23 protein-coding genes and 1 pseudogene are annotated in these 20,923 nt (G+C 59.6%); 14 read left to right on the top strand and 10 right to left on the bottom strand.

Annotation, left to right across the window (positions count from 1 at the left end):
* Nucleotides 1–35: 35 nt before the first annotated feature.
* The 5 genes from B5V02_RS00340 to rffA all read right to left on the bottom strand — a co-directional run bounded on the left by B5V02_RS00340 (nucleotide 36) and on the right by rffA (nucleotide 5,935).
* The gene (locus B5V02_RS00340; protein WP_111542303.1) at nucleotides 36–977 is read right to left on the bottom strand and encodes a glycosyltransferase family 2 protein; all 942 of its coding nucleotides are present in this window, start codon (nucleotides 975–977) and stop codon (nucleotides 36–38) included.
* Nucleotides 977–2,080 carry a DegT/DnrJ/EryC1/StrS family aminotransferase gene (locus B5V02_RS00335; RefSeq protein ID WP_111542302.1) on the bottom strand — a complete coding sequence of 368 codons (1,104 nt, stop codon included), beginning with the start codon at nucleotides 2,078–2,080 and terminating at the stop codon, nucleotides 977–979. Before B5V02_RS00335 ends, B5V02_RS00340 begins: the two co-directional genes overlap by 1 nt.
* Nucleotides 2,081–2,390: 310 nt before the next feature.
* Entirely contained in the window at nucleotides 2,391–2,618 is a 228-nt protein-coding gene (locus B5V02_RS41280; RefSeq protein WP_245445556.1) for a hypothetical protein, read from the bottom strand.
* 98 nt (nucleotides 2,619–2,716) lie between these two features.
* Entirely contained in the window at nucleotides 2,717–4,777 is a 2,061-nt protein-coding gene (locus B5V02_RS00325; RefSeq protein ID WP_111542301.1) for a hypothetical protein, read from the bottom strand.
* 12 nt (nucleotides 4,778–4,789) lie between these two features.
* Nucleotides 4,790–5,935, bottom strand: a complete 1,146-nt coding sequence (gene rffA, locus B5V02_RS00320; protein WP_111542300.1) for a dTDP-4-amino-4,6-dideoxygalactose transaminase — start codon at nucleotides 5,933–5,935, stop codon at nucleotides 4,790–4,792.
* A gap of 249 nt (nucleotides 5,936–6,184) precedes the next feature.
* On the opposite strand from rffA, the gene B5V02_RS00315 reads away from it, so the two are divergent.
* Nucleotides 6,185–7,171, top strand: coding sequence for a glycosyltransferase family 2 protein (locus B5V02_RS00315; protein ID WP_111542299.1), 987 nt, complete (start codon nucleotides 6,185–6,187; stop codon nucleotides 7,169–7,171).
* A gap of 90 nt (nucleotides 7,172–7,261) precedes the next feature.
* Here the strand turns inward: B5V02_RS00315 and B5V02_RS00305 are convergent, their stop codons facing one another.
* On the bottom strand, nucleotides 7,262–8,284 hold the full coding sequence (locus B5V02_RS00305) for a class I SAM-dependent methyltransferase (protein WP_167458308.1): 1,023 nt from the start codon (nucleotides 8,282–8,284) through the stop codon (nucleotides 7,262–7,264).
* An 83-nt stretch (nucleotides 8,285–8,367) separates the two neighbouring features.
* On the opposite strand from B5V02_RS00305, the gene B5V02_RS00300 reads away from it, so the two are divergent.
* From B5V02_RS00300 to B5V02_RS00280, 5 genes are all read left to right on the top strand, one after another.
* On the top strand, nucleotides 8,368–8,979 hold the full coding sequence (locus B5V02_RS00300) for a class I SAM-dependent methyltransferase (RefSeq protein ID WP_111542297.1): 612 nt from the start codon (nucleotides 8,368–8,370) through the stop codon (nucleotides 8,977–8,979).
* The gene (locus B5V02_RS00295; protein ID WP_111542296.1) at nucleotides 8,976–9,641 is read left to right on the top strand and encodes an acetyltransferase; all 666 of its coding nucleotides are present in this window, start codon (nucleotides 8,976–8,978) and stop codon (nucleotides 9,639–9,641) included. The genes B5V02_RS00300 and B5V02_RS00295 overlap by 4 nt, the downstream gene beginning before the upstream one ends.
* Nucleotides 9,642–9,645: 4 nt before the next feature.
* Nucleotides 9,646–10,548, top strand: coding sequence for a glycoside hydrolase family protein (locus B5V02_RS00290; RefSeq protein WP_111542295.1), 903 nt, complete (start codon nucleotides 9,646–9,648; stop codon nucleotides 10,546–10,548).
* A 129-nt stretch (nucleotides 10,549–10,677) separates the two neighbouring features.
* Nucleotides 10,678–11,433, top strand: coding sequence for a class I SAM-dependent methyltransferase (locus tag B5V02_RS00285; RefSeq protein ID WP_245445555.1), 756 nt, complete (start codon nucleotides 10,678–10,680; stop codon nucleotides 11,431–11,433).
* Between the two features lie 90 nt (nucleotides 11,434–11,523).
* A complete protein-coding gene (locus B5V02_RS00280) occupies nucleotides 11,524–12,291 on the top strand; it encodes a WbqC family protein (protein WP_111542293.1) in 768 nt (255 codons plus the stop codon).
* Nucleotides 12,292–12,362: 71 nt separating this feature from the next.
* On the opposite strand, the gene B5V02_RS00275 is transcribed toward B5V02_RS00280, so the two are convergent.
* Together B5V02_RS00275 and B5V02_RS41275 are read right to left on the bottom strand one after the other, a co-directional pair.
* A complete protein-coding gene (locus tag B5V02_RS00275) occupies nucleotides 12,363–12,746 on the bottom strand; it encodes a DMT family transporter (RefSeq protein ID WP_111542292.1) in 384 nt (127 codons plus the stop codon).
* Nucleotides 12,747–13,151: 405 nt separating this feature from the next.
* Nucleotides 13,152–13,355, bottom strand: a complete 204-nt coding sequence (locus tag B5V02_RS41275; RefSeq protein WP_245445554.1) for a plasmid partitioning protein RepB C-terminal domain-containing protein — start codon at nucleotides 13,353–13,355, stop codon at nucleotides 13,152–13,154.
* Between the two features lie 30 nt (nucleotides 13,356–13,385).
* Between B5V02_RS41275 and B5V02_RS40360 the strand changes: the two are divergent.
* Nucleotides 13,386–14,636: pseudogene (locus B5V02_RS40360) on the top strand (chromosome partitioning protein ParB); the annotation flags it as partial.
* Between the two features lie 229 nt (nucleotides 14,637–14,865).
* Here B5V02_RS40360 and B5V02_RS00260 read toward each other — a convergent pair.
* The gene (locus B5V02_RS00260) at nucleotides 14,866–15,147 is read right to left on the bottom strand and encodes an HU family DNA-binding protein (protein ID WP_111542337.1); all 282 of its coding nucleotides are present in this window, start codon (nucleotides 15,145–15,147) and stop codon (nucleotides 14,866–14,868) included.
* A gap of 872 nt (nucleotides 15,148–16,019) precedes the next feature.
* Between B5V02_RS00260 and B5V02_RS00250 the strand changes: the two genes are divergently transcribed.
* Complete coding sequence (locus B5V02_RS00250; RefSeq protein ID WP_111542289.1) at nucleotides 16,020–16,331, top strand: DUF736 domain-containing protein; 312 nt, start codon at nucleotides 16,020–16,022, stop codon at nucleotides 16,329–16,331.
* 88 nt (nucleotides 16,332–16,419) lie between these two features.
* Here the strand turns inward: B5V02_RS00250 and B5V02_RS00245 are convergent, their stop codons facing one another.
* On the bottom strand, nucleotides 16,420–16,953 hold the full coding sequence (locus B5V02_RS00245; RefSeq protein ID WP_111542288.1) for a Ros/MucR family transcriptional regulator: 534 nt from the start codon (nucleotides 16,951–16,953) through the stop codon (nucleotides 16,420–16,422).
* Nucleotides 16,954–17,365: 412 nt separating this feature from the next.
* On the opposite strand from B5V02_RS00245, the gene B5V02_RS00240 reads away from it, so the two are divergent.
* The 6 genes from B5V02_RS00240 to B5V02_RS00215 all read left to right on the top strand — a co-directional run bounded on the left by B5V02_RS00240 (nucleotide 17,366) and on the right by B5V02_RS00215 (nucleotide 20,831).
* The gene (locus B5V02_RS00240) at nucleotides 17,366–18,571 is read left to right on the top strand and encodes a DUF932 domain-containing protein (protein ID WP_208647014.1); all 1,206 of its coding nucleotides are present in this window, start codon (nucleotides 17,366–17,368) and stop codon (nucleotides 18,569–18,571) included.
* A 328-nt stretch (nucleotides 18,572–18,899) separates the two neighbouring features.
* Entirely contained in the window at nucleotides 18,900–19,022 is a 123-nt protein-coding gene (locus B5V02_RS42170) for a hypothetical protein (protein ID WP_281004875.1), read from the top strand.
* A gap of 249 nt (nucleotides 19,023–19,271) precedes the next feature.
* Entirely contained in the window at nucleotides 19,272–19,532 is a 261-nt protein-coding gene (locus B5V02_RS00230) for a DNA -binding domain-containing protein (RefSeq protein ID WP_111542286.1), read from the top strand.
* A 124-nt stretch (nucleotides 19,533–19,656) separates the two neighbouring features.
* Complete coding sequence (locus B5V02_RS00225; protein ID WP_111542285.1) at nucleotides 19,657–19,866, top strand: transcriptional regulator domain-containing protein; 210 nt, start codon at nucleotides 19,657–19,659, stop codon at nucleotides 19,864–19,866.
* 169 nt (nucleotides 19,867–20,035) lie between these two features.
* Nucleotides 20,036–20,422, top strand: coding sequence for a DUF2285 domain-containing protein (locus tag B5V02_RS00220; RefSeq protein WP_342633840.1), 387 nt, complete (start codon nucleotides 20,036–20,038; stop codon nucleotides 20,420–20,422).
* A 127-nt stretch (nucleotides 20,423–20,549) separates the two neighbouring features.
* Nucleotides 20,550–20,831 carry a helix-turn-helix transcriptional regulator gene (locus B5V02_RS00215; RefSeq protein WP_111542284.1) on the top strand — a complete coding sequence of 94 codons (282 nt, stop codon included), beginning with the start codon at nucleotides 20,550–20,552 and terminating at the stop codon, nucleotides 20,829–20,831.
* Nucleotides 20,832–20,923 lie beyond the last annotated feature (92 nt).

Genomic DNA, 20,923 nt, shown 5'->3' with positions numbered 1-20,923 from the left:
AGCGGGTGCTGACCCGTACGAATTTGTAGGACCATTCATGATCCCCTGCCTCCCGAAACGATGTGGCTGATGATGCGCAGCGGTCGCCGTTTGGTGTTTTCCGCCGTGCGCCAAATGTAGAGACCGAGAATACCCTGCACGGTCAGAATCAGCGACCCGAGGAACAAGGTCAGCACAATCTGTGTCGCATAGCCGGCCTGGCTGATATAGCCGGTTACGCGCGCAATAAGCGTTACCACACCCATGACCAGACTTATGGTGCAGCCGATGGTTCCCAGCCAAAGAACCAGCATGATGGGCAGATCAGAGAAGGAAAGTACGCTGTCCATCATGTAGCGAAATCGACGCGAAAAATTCCACGCGCTTTTACCGTGCAGGCGCGGTTTGCGCGCATAGGCAACAAATTCACGGCGAAATCCGACCCAAAACAGCTGCGCCACCAGCGAACTGTTGGGTTCTTCGATCGCCAACACGGCATCCAGAACCGCCCGGTTGCAGGCAAAGATGTCGACGCCGCCTTTCGGCATATCAGGCAGCACAAAGGCCCGGTAGGCGCTCCAGAACGTATTGGACAAGAACCGCGTTAGCGCTGGGTCGTTGCGGCCCTCGCGCTTGCCGAACGCGATGTCGGCACGATCGGCGGCCAGAATCCGGAAGAACTCGACGATGAGTTCGGGCGGTTCCTGAAGGTCGGCGGCCATCGCTGCGATGTATTTTCCCGATGCCTTTTCCATGCCGGTGCGGATCGCTGCGAAAGAGCCGAAATTGCGGCTATGGAACACCACCTTGCAAATATAGGGGGTTTTAGGCGCAAGCTCGACTAAGAGCTGTCCGGACCGGTCCGGAGACCCGTCGACGACGAAGACGACTTCGAGATCGCCGCCGAGTTTTGCGTTGAGGCCTTCTAGAGCTGCGGCAAGGCTTGGGATGTTCTCGGCATTGCGGTAGACCGGGATCACGAGCGAATGGGTGGTCATCAGGCTTTCCAATCGACAATCGCCGAACAGACGCGATCGACCTCGCCGTCCGTCATGCCGGGAAAACAGGGCAGTGACAAGATACGAGCGACGCTGTCGCGCGACGCTTTCAGCCCAGACGATGACTCCCGCATCGGCAGGCCGGACCAGCCCGCTTGGTCAGGGTCGAGGATGGGATAATGGATGTCAGAAGCGATGTTGCGTTCCGCAAGAAACTTGCGGAAGCCCTGGCGATCCGCACAAAGCGCAACGGCAAGATGGACGATTGAACCGTCACGGCGGGCGATGAAACGCACCTGTTCCTTCGCCACAAGGCTGTAGCGGTCAAGGATTTGCTGACGTTCGGCGTTTTGCGCGTCGAGATGCGGCAGCATGGCCTCCAAAATCGCCGCCTGGATCTCATCCATGCGCGAGTTGCGGCCGCCGGCGAGCCTGATCTCGTATTTCGTGCGCCAACCGTATTGCTGTAGCCGCCGGATGGTATCGGCGAGTGTCGGATCGTTGGTCGCGACCGCGCCGCCATCCCCCATCGCGCCGAGATTCTTGGTCGGATAAAAGCTGAAGGTTGCAAGATCACCCAGCGCGCCCGCCTTAGTCGCGCCGATGCTTGCTCCATGCGACTGCGCGCAGTCTTCGATGATCGCCACATGTTTGTAGCCGGCCGCGTCCATCGCCGATCGCAGAGCTGGCACATCTATCGTGTTGCCATAGAGGTGGGTCGCCACCACCGCGGCGGTGTGCTCGCTCAACCCGGCGACAGCCGATTCGATGGCCAGCAGTTGGCTGCAGACCTCGATATCGGCGTACACTGGTACCAAGCCGACCTGTCGACAAGCCGTGGTAGTATAACCGCCGGCATTGGCGACGGTTACGATCTCTGCGCCAGGTCCGCGCTGATTCGAGACGGCGCGCAACGCCAGTTCAAGCGCATCCGTGCCGTTGGCCACCGGAATGCAAATTGAAACGCCGAGATACTCAGCGAAACGGTCGGCGAAAGACTTCATCCTCGGTCCGTTGAGCCACCAGCCGGAGCGCAATGTCTCTAAGGCCGCTGCCTCGACCGCCGGCTGATGCGCTGCGAACAGCCGGCTGAGATCGTTCATCGGAATGGACCCGTTGGGGGGCAAATATCACCTTTTGGGCGCGCGCTAGACTCGTCAAGTTGCAACTATTTCGCATCTGCGTTCTTGGCTTATTCGAGCACAGAATTCAAACGAACTTTGTCTGTATTGACGGTCAAATGCAGTGGGTGGAGCCAATTAGCTGCGATTTCGAACATCTTCGACCGTCGGACGTAGAGGTCAATCTGCCCTGGTGGATGCTAGCGGTTCGACGTTTGAAAAACAGGCTCGTTTCTCGCGCAACACGACCGCTCGGTTTCCGGTGCGGCATTGACCAATTTAGGCGGCGGGTTCAACCGATCGCTGCAACACACTCGGCGAACTTCTCCGCTGGGGTCTTATAGAGCGAGGTCCGCTCCTGAACAGTGTCGGGAATGTCTGGAAATGATGCACCCGCGACCTCTGCAATGTTGATGCCGAACCGCGCCATCCCGGCCCGGCTCGCCGTGGTGCCGATTGTCTTGAGATGAGCGACAATCTCGTCGGCGGTCCAGTCTGGATTGGGCAGGGGCATCGTCATGAATGCCGCATCAAATGTCTGCGAGAGCCGGCCATGACGGTCTCATGGAAGCCGCCAGCCCATGAAATTGTAGCTCGGTGACGCCTCGCGACACAACGTTATGGATTCGCGTTGTTCGACACGGCAGGCGGCAGGCTGAAGTCGCCAAGGCTAAGCGCCAACGTCTGGTCTTGCCATCCGGGATAGAGGACGGCGCTGAATGCCATGGGGAGTTGGGTTGGCTTTTCCAACTTTTGAATGCTCAGCAGGCAATCGGCAAAGGCGGACGGCAATGAAATCCCGGAAATGTTCTGCGTCGCGCGATAGTAGACCGAAACCAGCACCTCTATCCGCTGTTGCGGCTCGCCCGAGGTTGACAGCGCGATACTGCGATCGAACGGCTGCCACGCATCCCGCTTGGCGTAGTCGAGGGCGAGATCGAAGTCTCCCTTGCGGCATTGTGCGCCGCCCAAGGTAAGGAGCAAGCGATCCGCAGCCGCGCGAACGTTCCATTCCACCGCAACCGGCAGAGTCTGGCCGACCATGCTGTCCGGCTGCGCGGCGAGCAAGGGCTGGTATTGCGTCGGGATCGGGATTGGAAAAACCGTCCGTCCCGCTTCAGGAACAGAGACAACGGGTACTATCTGTCTGGAGCCGGCCCGCAGACCAACAAGTTCACGACGCAACGACGCTGTCTGCAATCCGATCAACCCGGCGTAGGTTGTCGCCAACGCTACGCCCAGCGCCACCGTCCAGGTCAGGAATCTCGGCAACGCGGGCCTTAATCGCCTTGCCTCCAAGACGGCATGGACGAGTGCCAGGATGACCAGAACCCAGAAGAATTCCAGTTGGAATACATGGCGCGCCGCGAATTGCAGTCCCGAGTAGCCAAGAAGCACACCAAAAACGACGACCAGCCCGATCGCCTCGCGCGGCCTGTATGCGCTTTGACGCCAGAAGAAGGCGAGCATGCCGACGATGCCTACATAGGGGAGCCAGGGATGACCAACCAAACTGTAAAGGCCGCGCAGCGAGCGATTGATTTCGGAATGTGTGTCTGCCTCACCGCCGGGATTTTGCTGTAGCCGTTGCAGATCCATGACGGCCGGAAAGCCGACAATCCAGGCAGCCGATTTCAGGGCGCGCGTCGCCATGTCGCCAGCAACGAATTTGAAGCGCTGCGCAACATATCCGGAAGAAGAGGTGATGGACTGCGACATTCCATAGATCGGGGTCGGCTCATTGTCGTCCCACCTGCCGGGGTCGGTGGAACGAAGGTCAGCGGCAATCGAGGACAAGGTGAATTCGTCCGAGTAAGCCGCACCGAACGAATAAGGGGCAGCGCCAAGCCCGAGATAGCGGCTGAAGGGATCTGCAGCACCCTTCATGAGCATCGCCCCCATGCCGCCGCCCTGGTTGCCTAAAAGCATCGGCCAGGCGCATAAAACAAGACATGCTGCGAAGACGATCGACGCGAGCGCGCGGCGCAGCCACATTCCGGGTCCGATAGCCAACAGCAGCAGGAACGGCCCGAGGGGTAACATGATGATGACGTCGGAGCGGAAGCCATAGCCGATTCCGACAACGGCGCCGGCAGCGGCGGCGTGGACGAGCGTCAACGCTTGGCGGTGCTGCCGCACCGCCGCCACGAGCAAGACAATCCCCCAGACCAAAAACGGCGCTTTGGCGAAATCTCTGGGGTACAGTAGCATGGTCAATGCCACCGGCGAGAATGCCAGGATGAGCCCACCCAGGACTGCCGACCAACGGGCAAAGAACAGTCGCAGCAACGCATAGCAGCCGGCCGTGTAGGCGCCGGCCAGCAGCGAAATCAAAGGCCATAGATTGTTGTAGTCTATCGAGGAAATCCGCCACAGAGCGGCCACCACGCTCATCAGATAGAGATGGGTCTGGGTAAAAATGCCGACCGGCCCGAGCGGCCCATCCTGGGGCAAGTCGGCACAGCTGAAGCTTGTCGACTGATCGCTCAGGAACACCAGCAGTTTGGGCAGCACTTGCGCCGGATGGCCAAAACCCCTGCCACAAGCCCAATAGACGATCTCGGGGGAAAAGAACTGATAGAAGAGGAGGTGGCCTGATGACAACAGGACGAGCGCGCCAAGAATGCCGCCCAACAACGCGAAGCCGCTGCCGAGCACGATATCTCCTCGATTCGGCATGCCGCTTGCTCCTCAGTTGTGAACGGTGCCCAGAACCGCTGCCACACGTTCCTGGGCGGCGATATCGAGGCCATGCCAGAGCGGCAATCTGATCAAGCGTTCCGCGGATTGCGTCGTAGCCCGCAGATCGCCATGAATGCGGCAGTAGCGTCGCCCCGCGGGCGATAAGTGGAGCGGAACGTAATGGAAAATGGCTGCAATGCCGTTTTGCCGGAACTTTGCGAGCACTCCTTGCCGATCCACTCCCTGCGGCATCAACACGTAGTAAAGATGGGCATTGTGTTCGCACTCGGCGGGAATGACAGGTCGGCGTAGCTGCCCGGTGCGCTCGAGTGGCGCCAACAACTCATGATAGCGGTTCCAGATGCGCAGCCGCTCGGCGGTGATCGATTCCGCATCCTCCAGTTGGGCGTAGAGAAAGGCCGCCAGCAGATCGCTGGGCAGATAGGACGAGCCGACCTCCTGCCAGGTGTATTTATCGACCTCGCCGCGGAAAAACCGGGTTCGGTCGGTGCCTTTTTCACGGATGATCTCGGCCCGCTGGCCAAGTCGACCGTCGTTGACCAGCAGAGCACCGCCTTCACCGGAAATAAGATTTTTGGTTTCATGAAAGCTCAGCGCTCCCAGATCGCCGATGCCACCGAGCGGACGGCCCTTGTAGCGCGCCATCGCACCCTGGGCGGCATCCTCGACCACTTTCAAACCGTGCCGGCGCGCGATATCAAGTATAGCGTCCATTTCGCAACCCACCCCGGCATAGTGGACGACCACGATCGCCCGCGTTCGCGGCGTTATCGCATCCTCGATCAGCCGCTCGTCGATGTTGAGGGTATCTTCGCGGATGTCGACGAAGACCGGCTGGGCGCCACGCAACACAAACGCATTCGCCGTCGACGCGAACGTGTATGACGGCATGATGATCTCATCACCAGCCGTGATGTCCAGAAGGAGAGCAGATATCTCAAGCGCCGCCGTGCACGAATGGGTCAACAATGCCTTGGCGCATCCCAGATGCTCCTCAAGCCAGGCATTGCAGCGCTTGGTAAAACCGCCATCACCAGACAAATGCTGAGCCGCTCTGGCCTCGGCGATGTAAAGCATCTCGCGACCAGTCAGGTGGGGACGGTTAAATGCTATGGGGAGTGATTTGGTGGTCATCAAAACCGAGTTCGAAGGACGGCCCGCGATTCTGCCAAGAACGGCGGTGCTCCAGTTTCGCGGGAACGAAGTATTCGCTATACTCGAAGGGTCACGCTTCCACCAGTGGCGCGTCAACCAGGGGCCGCTCCGAGATTCAAACGAACCTCGAACCAAGGAGGGGCAGGGTGACGACGCGACGTTTCCAAGAACAATCCGAGTTTAGAGTCATCGATCGCAGACTCATGGCATAATGGACACCGCTCCTTGATGAAGCTTTCCATCGTCAGCACACTCTACAAGTCCGAGGCTCACATCGATGAGTTCTGCGACCGGATATCGACCGTCGCGCATCGCTTGGTCGGAGACGATTTTGAGATCATTCTGGTGAACGATGGCTCGCCGGATCGCGGTCTGGATCTCGCGTTGGCCCGCAGCGCTGTCGATCGACACCTGACAATCATCGACCTGTCGCGGAATTTCGGCCACCATAAGGCCATCATGACCGGCCTGGCGCACGCAAAAGGCGAACGGGTCTTCCTCATCGATAGCGACCTTGAGGAAGAACCCGAATGGCTGCTGGCCTTTGCCGAGCAAATGTCGGAGCACGGGCTCGACGTGGTCTATGGGGTGCAGAAATCGCGCCGTGGCGGTCCCCTGGTGCGATGGACCGGCGCATTGTTCTTTACCATCAATAGCGCGTTGAGCGACCTCGAGCTGCCGCGCAACCTGGTGATAGCGCGCCTCATGACGCGTGCATATGTCACCGCCCTTGTCAGCCATCAGGATCATGAATTTCTTATCGCCCATCTGTTTCAGCTGACCGGCTTTCGACAGGCGCCGCAATTCGTTGTCAAACATGCCCAGTCCCCCACGACCTATTCGTTACGCCGTCGCATTCAAATGGCGGTGCGCTACTTGATGACGACGTCAACACGAATTCTATACATTGTTCTGTATTTCGGGATGTCGGTGTCCGTCCTTTCATTTCTGCTGATCCTTTTTTATATCGTGAGATACCTTGTATCAGGGATCGGTGTAACCGGATTTACCTCGCTGATCGTCTCTATCTGGTTTTTCGGCGGCATGACGATGCTCGTACTGGGCGTTCTCAGTGTTTACATCGCCAATATTCTGTCGGAGACGAAACGGCGGCCCTATACGATAATTCGAGACATCCATCACGGCCCCGGTGGGGTCGGCAACGATGCGCGAGAAAATCTTTCGTCCCCCGGCTCGCCCAGCGCCATCGACTAAAGCGCGTCGCGTATTCAGGCGCCGCGCTTTAAGTCTTTGTTTTTATGCATGTCGTTGCCCCAAAACCGGGCCACTTTTGGGCGATATACATTAGTCGTCGACAGATTCATGGACGGAATTCTGCACCGCGGTGCCCAGGGTCTTCTCCAGCCAGGCCACCACCGACACCCCTTCGGCAGCAGCCGCATCCAGCACCCTGTCGCGCAATTCGGGCGAAACCCCCTCCAGCTTGCCGAAATAGCGGGTTCGGTGTGAGCCGCCGCGCCGTCCAGGGAACTGGACGTCGAGATCGAGCGGCGGCTCGCCTTGGCCAACCACAAAGCTGATCAGATAGAAGGCCCCGTTCAATATCCATCGGCAGGTCACATCCCGCGCTGTGACCGGGATGCAGTCAAGCGGCGCACGATGGCGGAACAGGGGATTGGAGTTTTCGAGGATCCTGGCAAATTCGCTGTTCGCCAGCCAGGGTCCGATGCCTTCGTCACCGACGACCACCCGGCCGCCCGGCCGCACGACCCGCGTGATTTCCACCAAGGCCTTTGCTAGGTCTGGGAAAAGGTTCAGGCCGCCGAAATGATAGGCGGCGTCGAAGAATTGGTCTGCGAAAGGCAAATGCATCACGTCGGCGCAGAACAGCCGCACGCGCGAGGCGTCCTTTTGAGCGCGGCGCAAGCGATCCTGCCCTGTCAAAAGCATCTCGAGAGACAGATCGCCGGAAAATATTTCGATGGGCTGATCAAGCAGATGGACGGTATCGCGGCAATTCCCGCAGCCGATTTCGAGTAGCCTGTCACCCTTCCGAAGTCCAAGCTGGGCAATGATCTGGTTGCGGGTTTGCTCTTCGTCCGCTAGAAGCATGGCGAACATCGCCTCCATTCCCCGATCGTACTCGCTCGCCCTGTCACGGTAGTAGGCTTGGCTTTCGGAAGAGGCTTGCAATTGGCCTGAGCTGATGAGCAATTGCGGAATGCCGTCGACCAACGGGTAGCGCTCGCCTTGCTCGCCGAGCCATGCAGAACCGTCGGACGTTGTCGTCAACGGCTGGTGCGTCAATGGGGAAACAAAATCCAATTCCGGTATCATCCGCGTAGCCATCCAGTTGACGTAGAGCACGGTACACGGTTTCCTGCCGGTAGCGGTAGTCATGCCAACGGGCAACAACCACATATGACCTTACTAACGAAAAGAATGCGGTAATGCTCGTTGACGTCGCCCACTATTATGCAGCCAAGATGCGGGCGCACGGCCCCAGTCCCAAGGGTGTGGACTGGAATACGGAGGAAGGCCAGGCGCTGCGATTCGCGCAACTGACAGCGCTGATCGATCTGCCAGAAGGGTTCACGGTCAATGACTTGGGATGCGGCTACGGCGCCTTGTTTCCGTTCCTCGCCAGACGCTTCCCCGCCATCCAGTACCGTGGCTGCGATGTCGCGCCGGAAATGATCGAAGCAGCGGCGAAGCTTTTTGGCAATCACTCCAATGCGCACTTTACGGTCGGATCGGTGCCGCTGGAGGTCGCCGATTTCGGCTTTGCTAGCGGTATCTTCAATGTCAGGCTCACCCATCCGGACGAGGAATGGGCGGCCTATCTCGAGGCAACGCTGGACGTGCTCCATGCCACCAGCCGACGCGGTTTCGCCTTCAACTGTCTCACCTCCTATTCGGATCCCGACAAGCGAAGAGCCGATCTCTATTACGCCGATCCCCGGTATCTTTTCGACGTCTGTAAGACAAAATACGCGCAACGGGTGGCATTGCTGCACGACTACGGTCTCTACGAGTTTACCATCCTGGTCCGAAAGACATGAATCGCCCGATCATCATATTTGGGGCAGGGCCAATCGCTGAAGTCGCGCATTACTATTTCACGCACGATTCGCCGCATGACGTCGCCGCTTTCACCGTGGACAGAGCATTTCTGACCGCTGATCGACTGGCGGGGCTTCCCGTCGTGCCCTTCGACACCTTGGTCCGGGACTATCCGCCAGACGCATACGCGGCGTTTGTGGCGCTGAGCTACAGCCAATTGAATGAGGTTCGCCGCCAGAAATACCTGGCGGTCAAGGAGCTGGGCTATGAACTTGTCAGTTACGTCAGCTCGAAAGCCAGCCTGTTCAATGACGGCAAAATTGGCGAAAACTGCTTCATTCTCGAGCATAATACCATCCAGCCATTTGCATCCATCGGCAACAACGTGACGCTGTGGAGCGGCAATCATATCGGACATCATGCCCGCATTGCCGATCATTGCTTTCTCGCGTCGCAAATCGTGGTTTCGGGTGGGGTCGAGATCGGGGAGGCCTGCTTCGTGGGTGTCAACGCGACACTGCGCGATCATATCCGCATGGGCGAGAAGTGCGTGATCGGTGCCGGGGCGCTGATTCTGGGAGATGCGGCGGCCGGCGGCGTCTACCTCGGCAGTGCAACGGAACGGTCGAAAGTGCCGAGCTCCCGTCTCAGAAAGATATGACCCTATGCGGTGGGAGAAGCTCGGCCGCTTGTTCTGCCCGATGGGCGATGTCGAATGGATGCGCTCACACGCCACCATGCCCATGGCCGAGCACATTTCGGGTAATGTGTTCAAAATCTATTTTGGCTCCCGGGATGCGTTGCAACGCTCCCATACCAGCTATGTCGTCATCGACCTGTCGGCGCCCTCGCGCATCCTTGAGCTCGCTCGATCACCCGTCCTGGTGCCGGGCATTCTTGGCGAATTTGACGATAGCGGTGCGTTGGCGAGCTGGCTCACGGTCGTCGGACCGACCCGGTACCTTTACTACGTCGGCTGGAACCTGGGCGTGACCGTTCCCTTCCGCAACTCCGTAGGGCTCGCCACGGCCACATCCGAGGGCTCGTTTTCGCGGTTCGCCGCAGGCCCCCTAGTCGACCGCTCGATGACCGAGCCGCATTTTGTCGGAAGTTGCTGCGTGCTGAACGAGGCTGGCCTCTGGCACATGTGGTACGTGTCTTGCGTCGGCTGGACCCAGATGGCCGATGGACCACAGCATCGCTATCACATCAAATATGCGAGTTCGGACGACGGCATCAACTGGCGCCGCAACGGACGGGTTGCGATCGATTTCGCGAGCGAACAGGAATATGCGATATCCCGCCCGGCAGTTATGAGAGACGGCGCTCTATGGCGCATGTGGTATTCCTGTCGCGGCGACCGCTATCGCATTGGCTACGCCGAGTCCGGAGACGGCCTAAACTGGAGCCGGTTGGACCACGCGGTGGGCATAGCGAGTTCCGCATCGGGCTGGGATTCCGAAATGATCGAGTATCCATTTGTGTTCGATCACGGGGGACAACGCTATATGCTCTACAACGGCAATGGCTACGGGAAAACCGGCTTTGGCCTGGCCGCATTGGTGTAGCAAAGCTCGAGCCGAAACATGATTGTTTGCCCGCATTGCAGTCTGCAGCATGCATCCACGGACGCGGCCTGTCCGAACTGCGGTTTTTTCCCTGCGAGTGAGGATGGTTTCCCCGCCTGGGCCCCTGAAATGGCAAAAGCAGGCGGGGGATTCCACGAGACCTTTTTTTCCGAGCTCGCTACGCGCGAGGCCGGAAATTTCTGGTTCGAGGCCCGCAATGCCATCGTCGCTCGGACGCTGAAGCGTTTTTTTCCGCAGTTCCGGTCGTTCCTGGAGATTGGCTGTGGAACGGGATTCGTCCTGAGCGGCATCGCGCGTGCATTTCCCGACGTACGGCTTGTCGGAACCGAAATCTTCACGGCCGGCCTGGCTTTTGCCGCTGCCCGCGTGCCGTCGGCAAGCTTTGCTCAGATGGACGCGAGAAGACTACCCTATGCCGCGGAATTCGACGTGGTGGGGGCGTTCGACGTGATCGAGCACATCGACGAGGATGTCGAGGTGCTGGCCAATCTGAAACATGCCGTCAAGCCAGGAGGCGGCGTGATCGTTACCGTGCCGCAGCACAAATGGCTGTGGAGCGAACTCGACAAGCATTCGTTTCATTTCCGGCGCTATGAAATGAGGGAGTTGCATGAAAAAATCGAAGGGGCCGGGCTCGACATCGTCTACAGCACCTCGTTCGTCTCGCTTCTGTTGCCGCTGATGTTCCTGTCGCGGCGTCGCAACAGCGCCAGCCAACAGTTCGACGCCGGCAGGGAGTTGCGCATCGGATCGGCGGCCAACGCATCCTTGCGGGCGGTCATGGGGCTCGAAAGCCTGATTCTCGCGACGGGCCTCACCCTGCCAGCCGGCGGATCGCGCCTGGTGGTGGCAAGGCGACCCTGAACTGGTCTTGGCCGGCTGCGACGGTTCGAGTCAGAGCGCAGCACAGATCGTGCCTTGATTGCTGCCTCTGCCGCGATATACCAATGCCCGATGGTTTCGATAGAACATGGGATACCCGCGACAAAAGCGGACGGCGATCCGCGGCGCGTTTCCGACAAGCGGATCGCCATCCTGCAATCGGCCTATATTCCCTGGAAGGGCTATTTCGATATCATCGGCTCGGTCGATATTTTCGTCGTGTATGACGACGTGCAATATCCCCAGAAGAGCCACTGGCATAACCGCAATCTCATCAAGACGCAGCATGGTCCGAAATGGCTGACCGTACCGGTGTCGAAGGCGGACGGCTCGTTCCAGAACATCGATGCGTTGCAACTGCCCCTGCCGTTCCTCGACAAGCACTGGCAGTCGATAGCCAATGCTTACGCACGAGCCCCTTACTACAAGACCTTCGGCCCGAAACTCGAAGCGCTCTACAAGGCCGCTGCGGCCTTTACCCATCTCAGCGAGCTTAATCGGCACTTCCTTACCACCCTGGCGTCGCATCTGGGCTTCGATACGCAGTTCGTGCTTTCGCGCGAACTCGCCGCCGGCGGGGCGAAGACCGACCGACTGCTGGGCATCTGCCGTGAACTTGGCGCCACCAGTTACCTCAGCGGCCCGGCCGCCAGGGCCTATCTGGAGACCGACAAGTTCGATGCCGCCAATGTTCAGGTGGAGTGGATGGATTATTCCGGTTATCCGACCTATCCGCAACTGCACGGCAGCTTCGATCCGGCTGTGTCGGTCATCGACCTGCTGTTCAATGTGGGGGACAACGCTCGCGACTTCATGAAGGCTCCGCTTCCGCGCACCTGATGCATGTCGCCCAAAGAGCGTAGCGGCTTTGGGACAATGACGCTCCTGCCGAGCGCGCCCAAAACCGGCAGCTACGGCATCTGGGTCGCCGCCAGCAGCACGCCGACGACAATCAGGCCATTGCCGGCAAGGGTCTGCCAGCCAAATCGTTCGTGCAGGAAGATGATCGAACTGGCGAAGACCAGAGGATAGGACAACGCCGCGAACGGAAACCCGAGCGAGAGCGGAATTCTGGAAATCGCGGCGTACCAAAGCAGGCTGGAGACGACCAGGCAGAGGCCGCCTATCCAGACCCGCCAGTCCGCGAGGAGGCCGAGCAGATACGGCCAGCCCCTCTCGAAACTGAATGGCACCACTCCGTGTTGGGTCAGGCGCGACTTGATGACGATCTGAGCCGCGGTGAGCGACACCACAGCCACAAGAATAAGAACGATGCCGACGGCACGATTATCCACGCTGCTTCTCCATGGCCCACCCGCAAAAGCGCGTCGCGTTGAAACCTATTTTTCCAGGCGCGCCAGCAGCGAGGACGTGTCCCAACGCTTGCCGCCCATCGCCTGAAGATCCACAGTTCAAAGCTGCGAGTCAGCTTCCGGCCCAACTGGTAGGCTAATGGATGGCGACCCTTGGTGGAAGGCCGCCATTCGTCTCGTCGATTGGGAATGAGAAAGTGGCGCTGGACGTAGCAAACGTCGCGATCCAAGAAGAAGGAATATATGGGCGCTGAATTATTTCATCCGGTCGGGCAGGAGCTTGAGACCATCCGGTTCCGGCGCCTGGTCGAGATCAGGTGGGAGAAACGCGTGATCTGGAAAGACGAGTGAGGCGCAGCTCAGTCGTCAATCTCTTCGCCCTCATCGTCAGTTTATGGGATCTGTTTCCAAAATGCCTTGGAATTGCGCGAGTTGCTTTGGAAAATGATGAGCGAGGTGCCGTACAACCTTGGAGTTATCCATCAGCCGGTTGAGGTATCCCCGTACCGCTACGAGTTCGAGGCCCCACGAACCAAAGTGCTCAGCGGTGTTTCGAAACTCCTGGCTCAAGTCGGCCAACCCGGTCTCCATCGCCGCCAGTTGGGCGGCAGTGATGCCTTCAGGCAGGCCGAAGGCTGGAAATGAGCGGACGTTCATATCGACTATCCCCATGCACACGGGCTGCGCCGCACCTACCCGCAGCCGGTAGAACTGTCGGAAGAAAACGAAGCCGCCTATGCGGCGGCATCCGACGCGTTCAACTGGCTCACGGAGGAATGGGACAGCGCCGCGGAACTGCCGAATGATGTCGATCACCGCTTCGGTAATCTCGAAGCTGAGATCGAGCGCATCGACGCTCTGCGTCACGCCTATGATCCTGATGTTGTTTCGCGTGGCGGCGTATTCGTGGTGCTTTCCCATGACGGAACGGCCCGCATCGAACGTGGCTTCACCCGCGCTGAGGACGAGCAGCCGGAACCGAAAGTGGAAACGCGGCCAGACGGCGAGGACTACGCCGTCAACGACGATGGCGAGATCATCGAAGCCGGCAGCGGTTCGGATTCCGATGGCGGCAGCGACGAAGAAGCGGAGGACGGCGGCAAGCCGTTGTCGGACCTTCTCATTCGCGACTTGACCGCTCATCAGACGCTTGGGCTTCGCCTTGCGCTTGGCGAACAGCCGGACATCGCCCTGATCGCCGTCACCCATGCGCTTGCTGCGCAGACCTTCTATCAAGGTGCGGAAGCCCACTGCCTCGAAATCCGCCCGACCAGCGTCTATCTCGCGGCTCACGCGGACGGCATCGACGATACGGCGGCAGGCAAGGCACTGGCAGATCGACATGCGGAGTGGGCTGCGGACATGCCTCGCGAGGTAGTCGACTTGTGGGACTCCATCGCCTCACTCGACCACGCAAGTGTCATGGCGTTGTTCGCCCATTGCGTCTCGCTCACCGTCAATGCCGTAAAGCAGCCTTGGGAGCGCAAGCCTCGCGCCCACGAGACCGCGGACAGGCTGGCGTCAGCGGTCAACCTCGACATGAAGGCACATTGGACGCCGACTGTCCGCACGCATCTCGGGCGCATCACCAAGGCACATATCCTCGACGCCGTGCGCGAAGCTGCCAGCGAAGAGGCGGCAGACAGGCTGTTGGACCTGAAGAAGCAGCCAATGGCGGAAGCTGCCGAGCAGTTGCTCGCCGGAACCGGATGGCTTCCTACGGTCTTACGCACCGACCAACTTGCAATGTCTGCTGAACGGCAGGACGGCGCAGTAGATGCCAGATCGGCGGACGTTGCCGAACTAGAACCGAAACAGGTTCAGCCGAACACAGCCGAGGAAGCCGAGGCCTTCAACGTCGCCGCCGAGTGAGGCGCAATTGGCCGGAGCCGAGTGGCGGCTCCGGTCCACTTTTCCGTCAGCCCTGAGAATTTTCCGACCGCGCCGATGGCGCGGCCGGGGACCTCGACGACCTGACATCAGGAATCGCAGCAACGAGAAACCATCGAGAACACAGTGATGGTGGTAGCTGGGCGACCCATCGCTTCGAACGAAAGCGCCTCGTTGCTAGGCGACACGCATCGAAGTCCCATACGAATGATCAGCTGTTCACCGCATCCTTGAGGGCCTTTGCCGGCTGGAAGACGACCTTCTTCGAAGCCGCTATCTTGATCGTCGCACCAGTCGACGGATTGCGCCCCTCACGTGCCGGTTTGTTCTGTACCTTGAACTTGCCGAAGCCGTTGAGGCTGATTTCCTCGCCCTTGGCAGCGGCCTCCGCAATGCCCTTCAGCACATCTTCGACCACGGTTTTTGCTTGGGTCTTCGACAGGCCGTGCGCGTCTGCAAGGCGTTCGGCAATATCGATCGTGTTTACAGCCATCGTTTCCATCCCTTCTATGCTGGTTCAACGGCTGGCCTTATGCCACAGGCGATTCTGCCCTGTCATCGCCCCGACAAGCGGAATCGGCGCAAACCAACGCTCGAACCGGGAATTTCCGCCACTCTTATCGAGAGAAAGTCATGCAGCGCACTACGCACCACCTCGTCGTCAGACGCCTGGCGCGGAGGCGGACCTTTCCCGGCATGCCTCACCGTGCGACGGGGCTTCGTTTGGTGGGCCGTATCATTCGGCAATGCGATAGCGGATCAGGTGGGACGAGGTCATCCTCGAATTCGATCTCAACCGGGTTGGAATCGGGGCTGTCGGAGGCAGGAACCATCATAGTACCTGCCAGCTTGGTGGCCGCTGCCCTTGGCAGTCACCTTCCATGCCGCTTCGATTGCAATGGCGGTTCAACTGAAAGCTCTGGGAAGTGGAGCCATGTTTTCGTCGCCTGTTTTGGGCGTAGTGACCAACACCGCCCTGGCGGTGAGGCCTAGGTTCACGTCTTTGGCCAGAACGGAGTAGCGTTCACGGTGCAGGCGACAATGTGCGTGACCGATCGCCGTCGCCGTTATGGCGTTCCCTTCTGTCTGTTCATTCCAAGCCACGCCCACGGCGCCCTCGAATGGATTGGGTCTGACCGAAGACCGTCTTCGCTTCGCTCAGCCTCGATCGTCTTCCCGCAACGACGGCGCTCCGTTTTCTTCCCCTGTTCGCTGCGCGTCCATTCCTCGCGGTCCAAGAAAGCCTCGCGCCGCCGTCTTTCACTTCGTTTCAGCCCCTTCGGGATGCGGACCGATCGTCTCCGGTCTCACGACCACCATCGAGGCTGCGATGGGCGCGGCTCGAGAAAACAGAGGAACACCACAATGGCTACGATCGGCACTTTCTCCCGCACCGCGAACGGCTTCTCCGGGTCGGTCAAGACCCTCAACCTCAACGTCAAGACGGTGACGTTCGCCCCGGCCGACGGCGAAAATGAAAAGGGTCCCGATTTCCGCATCTTCGCCGGCGCCACCGAGTTCGGGGCGGCATGGAAGAAGACCTCGCGCGAGGGACGCGACTACCACTCCGTCAAGCTCGACGATCCCAGCTTCCCCGCTCCGATCTATGCGAGCCTGGTCGAGACCGACACCGAGGGCGACTTCTCGCTCATCTGGTCCCGCCGAGCCGCCGAGTGATCCGACTTAACACGAAGCCCCGCCGCACGGCGGGGCTTTCCCATGTTCAGATCCTACACAGCCTGGCACGTCCGCCAGGCGCAGCGCGCTAGGCTTTGGCTGGTGCCTTGCGCGTCTTCTTCAGCGGCGACTTGATGGCTGCCGCAGTCGTCGTCGCTGCTGCCGCACGAGCAGCCCGTTTTGGTTTTTCCGCCGCGGCAGGAGTGGGCGCAGCCGCCTTGCGCCCGAGCCCTATTGATTTCGCCAGGGCCGAACGGGTGGCCGCATAGTTTGGCGCTACCATCGGATAGTCCTTCGGAAGGTTCCATTTCTGCCGGTACTCGTCGGGGCTCAGATTATAGTGGACTCCGATATGCCGTTTCAGCGATTTGAATTGTTTTCCGTCTTCCAGACAGATGATGAAGTCTGGCGTCACCGACTTCCTGATCGAGACTGCCGGTTCCTGCTTGACCACAGGTTCCGTCACCGGCGTGCCGAGCCCTTTCAGAGCAGCATGAATATCGCCGATCAGTTTCGGCAATTCGCCGACCGGCAGTGGATTGTTCGACACATAGGCGGCGACAATGTCGGCCGCTATCGACACGGTATCCGATTGGCTGAGTTGTTCGGGAGCAGTGGTCATACAGTTTTCCTCTTATTGTATCGGACGCATTTAGCGAGTTTGATTCCCCATGCCGCCGACGACAAATAGTGCTTTTCTGTGTAAAATCCACATCTCGTTCCAACATTATAAGAGTAAGCTTCGCTTTCATCGTTCTGATCGACTGCGGATAACCTTGTCGATCCGTTGGGAAGCGAGGGACTTCCCCTCGCTTCCCCGCCATTGCCGCCTGTGCAGAGCAGGGCCGCCGGCTCGCAAAGCGGCCGACTGCAGCAACAGGGGCCACCAATCTCAATCCGCCCCGCTCGACCGTGCAGCCCGGCTCCGCGCGCCGACATTGGCCCCCATCACTCCCGCGCGCTCACGCGCCCCCGGAAGGCATGCGGGGGGACATGCCTTCGGCAATGACGGAAAAGGAGTGAACACAATGAACATGACCACCATCATCAACAGCGAGAACAGCACCCAGCAGCACGCGATTTCCAGCGGCTTTCGCGTGGATATCTCGCGCGGCGAGAGGATCGCACGGGTTTCCTCGGAATGGTTTTCGCGTCCCGATGACGAGCGCTATTTGAGCCTCACCGAGCTTTTTGATGCCGTGAAGCAGAGAGCGGACCACGCTACCGCCCGCACCGTCGAGAGCCGTGCGGTTCGCGTCGAAGCTACCCGCGACAATGCAAAGCGGTTTTCGCTTATCGTCCCCGGGCAGGAGCAACCGATTGCGCCCACGCATTGGAGTTTTGGCCGGCTTTGCAGTCTTGTCAGCGCACCGGCAACCTACATGCGCCAGCTTCCTGCGCCTCTGGCAGGCATCAATTTGCAGCATGGCCTTTTGAGCCATCGGGCGGAGTTGATGAAGACCCTTGAGACGGAAGACGGACGCGTTGAGCTTCGCGCCGTCACTGGTCCGGACTATGGCCGCATCTGGGATCATGAGCTTGTCGCCGCCGTCATGAAGATAGCGGGTAACGGAACCGGCGACACCATGTGGAAGGTGCCGGGCGTTCTCGACTGGGCGACCATGACCCACAATCCATTCGTGGACGTGACCAAGGACACCACCACGCTTTACGCCAGCGACCGCGACGTGTTTCTGTTTCTGGTGGACGACACACATCCAATCGAAGCCGGACGGCTCCCAAATGGAGAACCGGATTTGTATTTCCGGGGTTTCTATTGCTGGAATTCGGAAGTCGGCAGCAAGACGCTGGGCATTGCGAGTTTCTATCTCCGCGCTGTTTGCATGAACCGGAATCTTTGGGGCGTCGAGGGCTTCGAGGAAATCACGATCCGGCATTCGAAGTTTGCAGCACTTCGTTTTGCTCATGAGGCAGCGCCCGCTTTGACGAGCTTTGCGAACTCAAGCCCCGCGCCGTTCATCGCCGGCATCAAGGCCGCGCGTGAGAAGATCGTCGCCCGTAGCGACGAAGACCGCGAAAGCTTCCTGCGCAAGCGCGGGTTTTCCAAGAGCGAAACGGGGAAGATTATCGAGACTGTGTTGCAGGAGGAAGGCCGGCCGCCCGAAAGCATCTTTGATTTCGTGCAGGGCATGACCGCGCATGCCCGCACCAAGGCGCATCAGGATAGCCGACTGGAGCTCGAAGGCAGGGCGAAGGCCTTGTTGGAAAAGGCGGCATGAGGAAACGAAAGGCCGCGCAGCGAACATCTCGCCGCGCGGCCTATCAGGTCCGCCGTATCAACGAGACCGTCATAGCACAACAATATCTAGCGACCAGATCATCGGGGTCGGCGCGTGCGCCTGTTTGAAACACGGCGGCCGCTCGCCGGGCTCTGCCCGGCTCGCGATGCGACTGCTGTCAATTGAGCACGGCAACAAGAGATTCGTTTGGATTTCAGAGGTCTGATTTCGCCCTTGGGCAGATCAATTAAATGGAAATCCAAATAACCAGAAAATCCGGTTATCTGGTGAATGCAGCCACTTGTGCTTCCACGACTTTTGGTGTGCCGTGCTTAAACCACTCCTCGATCCCGATGTCGCTGACGTTGCGCCGGATGCCCCGATCCTGACCGGCTATGACGAGGAGCGGCTGCCGTGCCCGCTGGATGACGGCGAACGGCTATCTGCCTGAGCGTTCAGATCATGGTTTGCTGAATCAGCACACCGGTTTGCCGACTCTCCAACTACCCAACGTCTGTATCGGCCTGGATGCTAGTTGCTGGTGCGGGTATCGGGAGAGGATTTGGCGCATTGCAAGGCGATTGGACCGACGATGCCGAGACAGCATCGCGTAGTGCTCGCTTAGCCTCCTCCACTGGCGGCATTCCGCCTTTAAGAGTTGCGCTTTACGTTTGGGCTTGTGGCGAACGGAGGGCAGACCATGATTGAGCCTTTTGACGAAACCGCGCCGACCGGGGACGAGTTCACTGACTATGATCGCACGCACGTCAAGCTCTACATGCGTTTGTTTGACGCCGACGCCGACGGCGCCGATTGGCGCGAGGTGGTCAAGGTCCTCTTCGGGATTGATCCAACAAAGGAGCCCCAGCGTGCCCGACGCGTCCATGATAGCCACCTGACGCGGGCACGCTGGATGACGCGCACCGGCTACCGCCATCTTCTGCGCCGGAATGACCCCTAGTGAACATTGCCCCGCCAGCGATGCCGAAAACGCATCACGCGATGCCTCCTCAGGAGCTTTCGCCAACCGCTGCAGTCCGGAATCGATTCGAGCACCACTTGTCGTTTTCGTGAGGAGCCGAACGATGAAGCTGAACACCTCGCGTTGGCGGGACAATAACAGCTACGACTTCTTCGACACCTTGCCAATCGAGGGTCTCGCCTGGGAATGTTTGCGCCGCTCAGTTTCTTATCAGCGGCACTATCTGGCTCTCGTTGTTTCTGGAGCTGAGAGGCAACCATTCCCGGCGGAAGAACAAGAACACTGGGGGTTGCGATTTCCCGGCTCGGCCTGACTTGTCAGCCTTGTCGCAAGAGGTTTTCTGGTCGCCTCTGGTCGATCCTGCGGTGCTGACTCTCACCTCGTCTCCGGATTACCTTTCATTGGAGCGTTCTGCGGCAATCGAGGGATTCGGCAGGCATCGTGAGAGTCCGCAAGGATCTTATGCTGTCCATGACAAGGGAATGGCCACACAGTTTCTCCTCCTTCCTGGCAGCGACGAGACCCGTTCCCTGGCAGCCTTGATACCGCTGGATTCTCAAATGCTTGGGCGCGTCGAGGCTCTCGTCCGATTCTGGCGTGGCTATCACAAGCGGCCTGTACCGCCGGATACGCGCATCACAATTCAGCAACGGCGCCGCCTGCGCCTGATGATGCAGGCCGCCGATGGCCGCAAGAACGGCGCCAGCTACCGCGAGATCGCGACCGCTTTCTACGGGATAGACCGTGTTGGCACCAATCCATGGAAGACCTCGTCCCTGCGCGACACCGTGATTGGTCTCGTCAAAGGCGGTTCAGCCATGATCGGCGGCGGCTATCTGCAACTCCTGCGGCACCGCAGGCGGCCCTAGCGCTCGGGGTGGAAATATTACGCCCCCCAATCTTCCCCATCCTCTGCGAAGCCGCCTTTCCGCCACCGTGATCGCCGTCCGCCGCTGAGCGCCAGCGGTTCCCTTTAGCCCCACGGAGGCCCCATCCATGAGACCAGATCTAGCCGTTTTGCCGCCGCGCTTTCTTCGCACCAAGGAAGCTGCCGAGTTCCTCAGCCTGTCGTCGCGCACGCTCGAGAAGCATCGCACCTACGGCACCGGTCCCGCCTACCGCAAGCTGGGCGGCCGTGTCGTCTATGCCGTTGACGATCTGCAGGCCTGGGCCGAGCGCGGGACGGTGACTTCGACTTCGGATCCGCGCGGCTCCGTGCTTCCCGCCAAGCGCCATTTGCCGGTGCCGCCGACGCAGCCTGGACGGCCCGGACGTTAAGCTGCCGATCCGGCAAGAAGACGCGGGCGGATCACGCAATGGATCAGTTTTTACCCTCCGACTCGACTGAATGCCGACAAGAGCAGGAAACA

This window comes from Mesorhizobium kowhaii, assembly GCF_003253745.1.
In the GTDB taxonomy this organism is placed as follows: Bacteria; Pseudomonadota; Alphaproteobacteria; order Rhizobiales; family Rhizobiaceae; genus Mesorhizobium; species Mesorhizobium kowhaii.
Note: the sequence above shows the minus strand (reverse complement) of the source record. Positions and strands in the feature narration are given on the sequence as shown.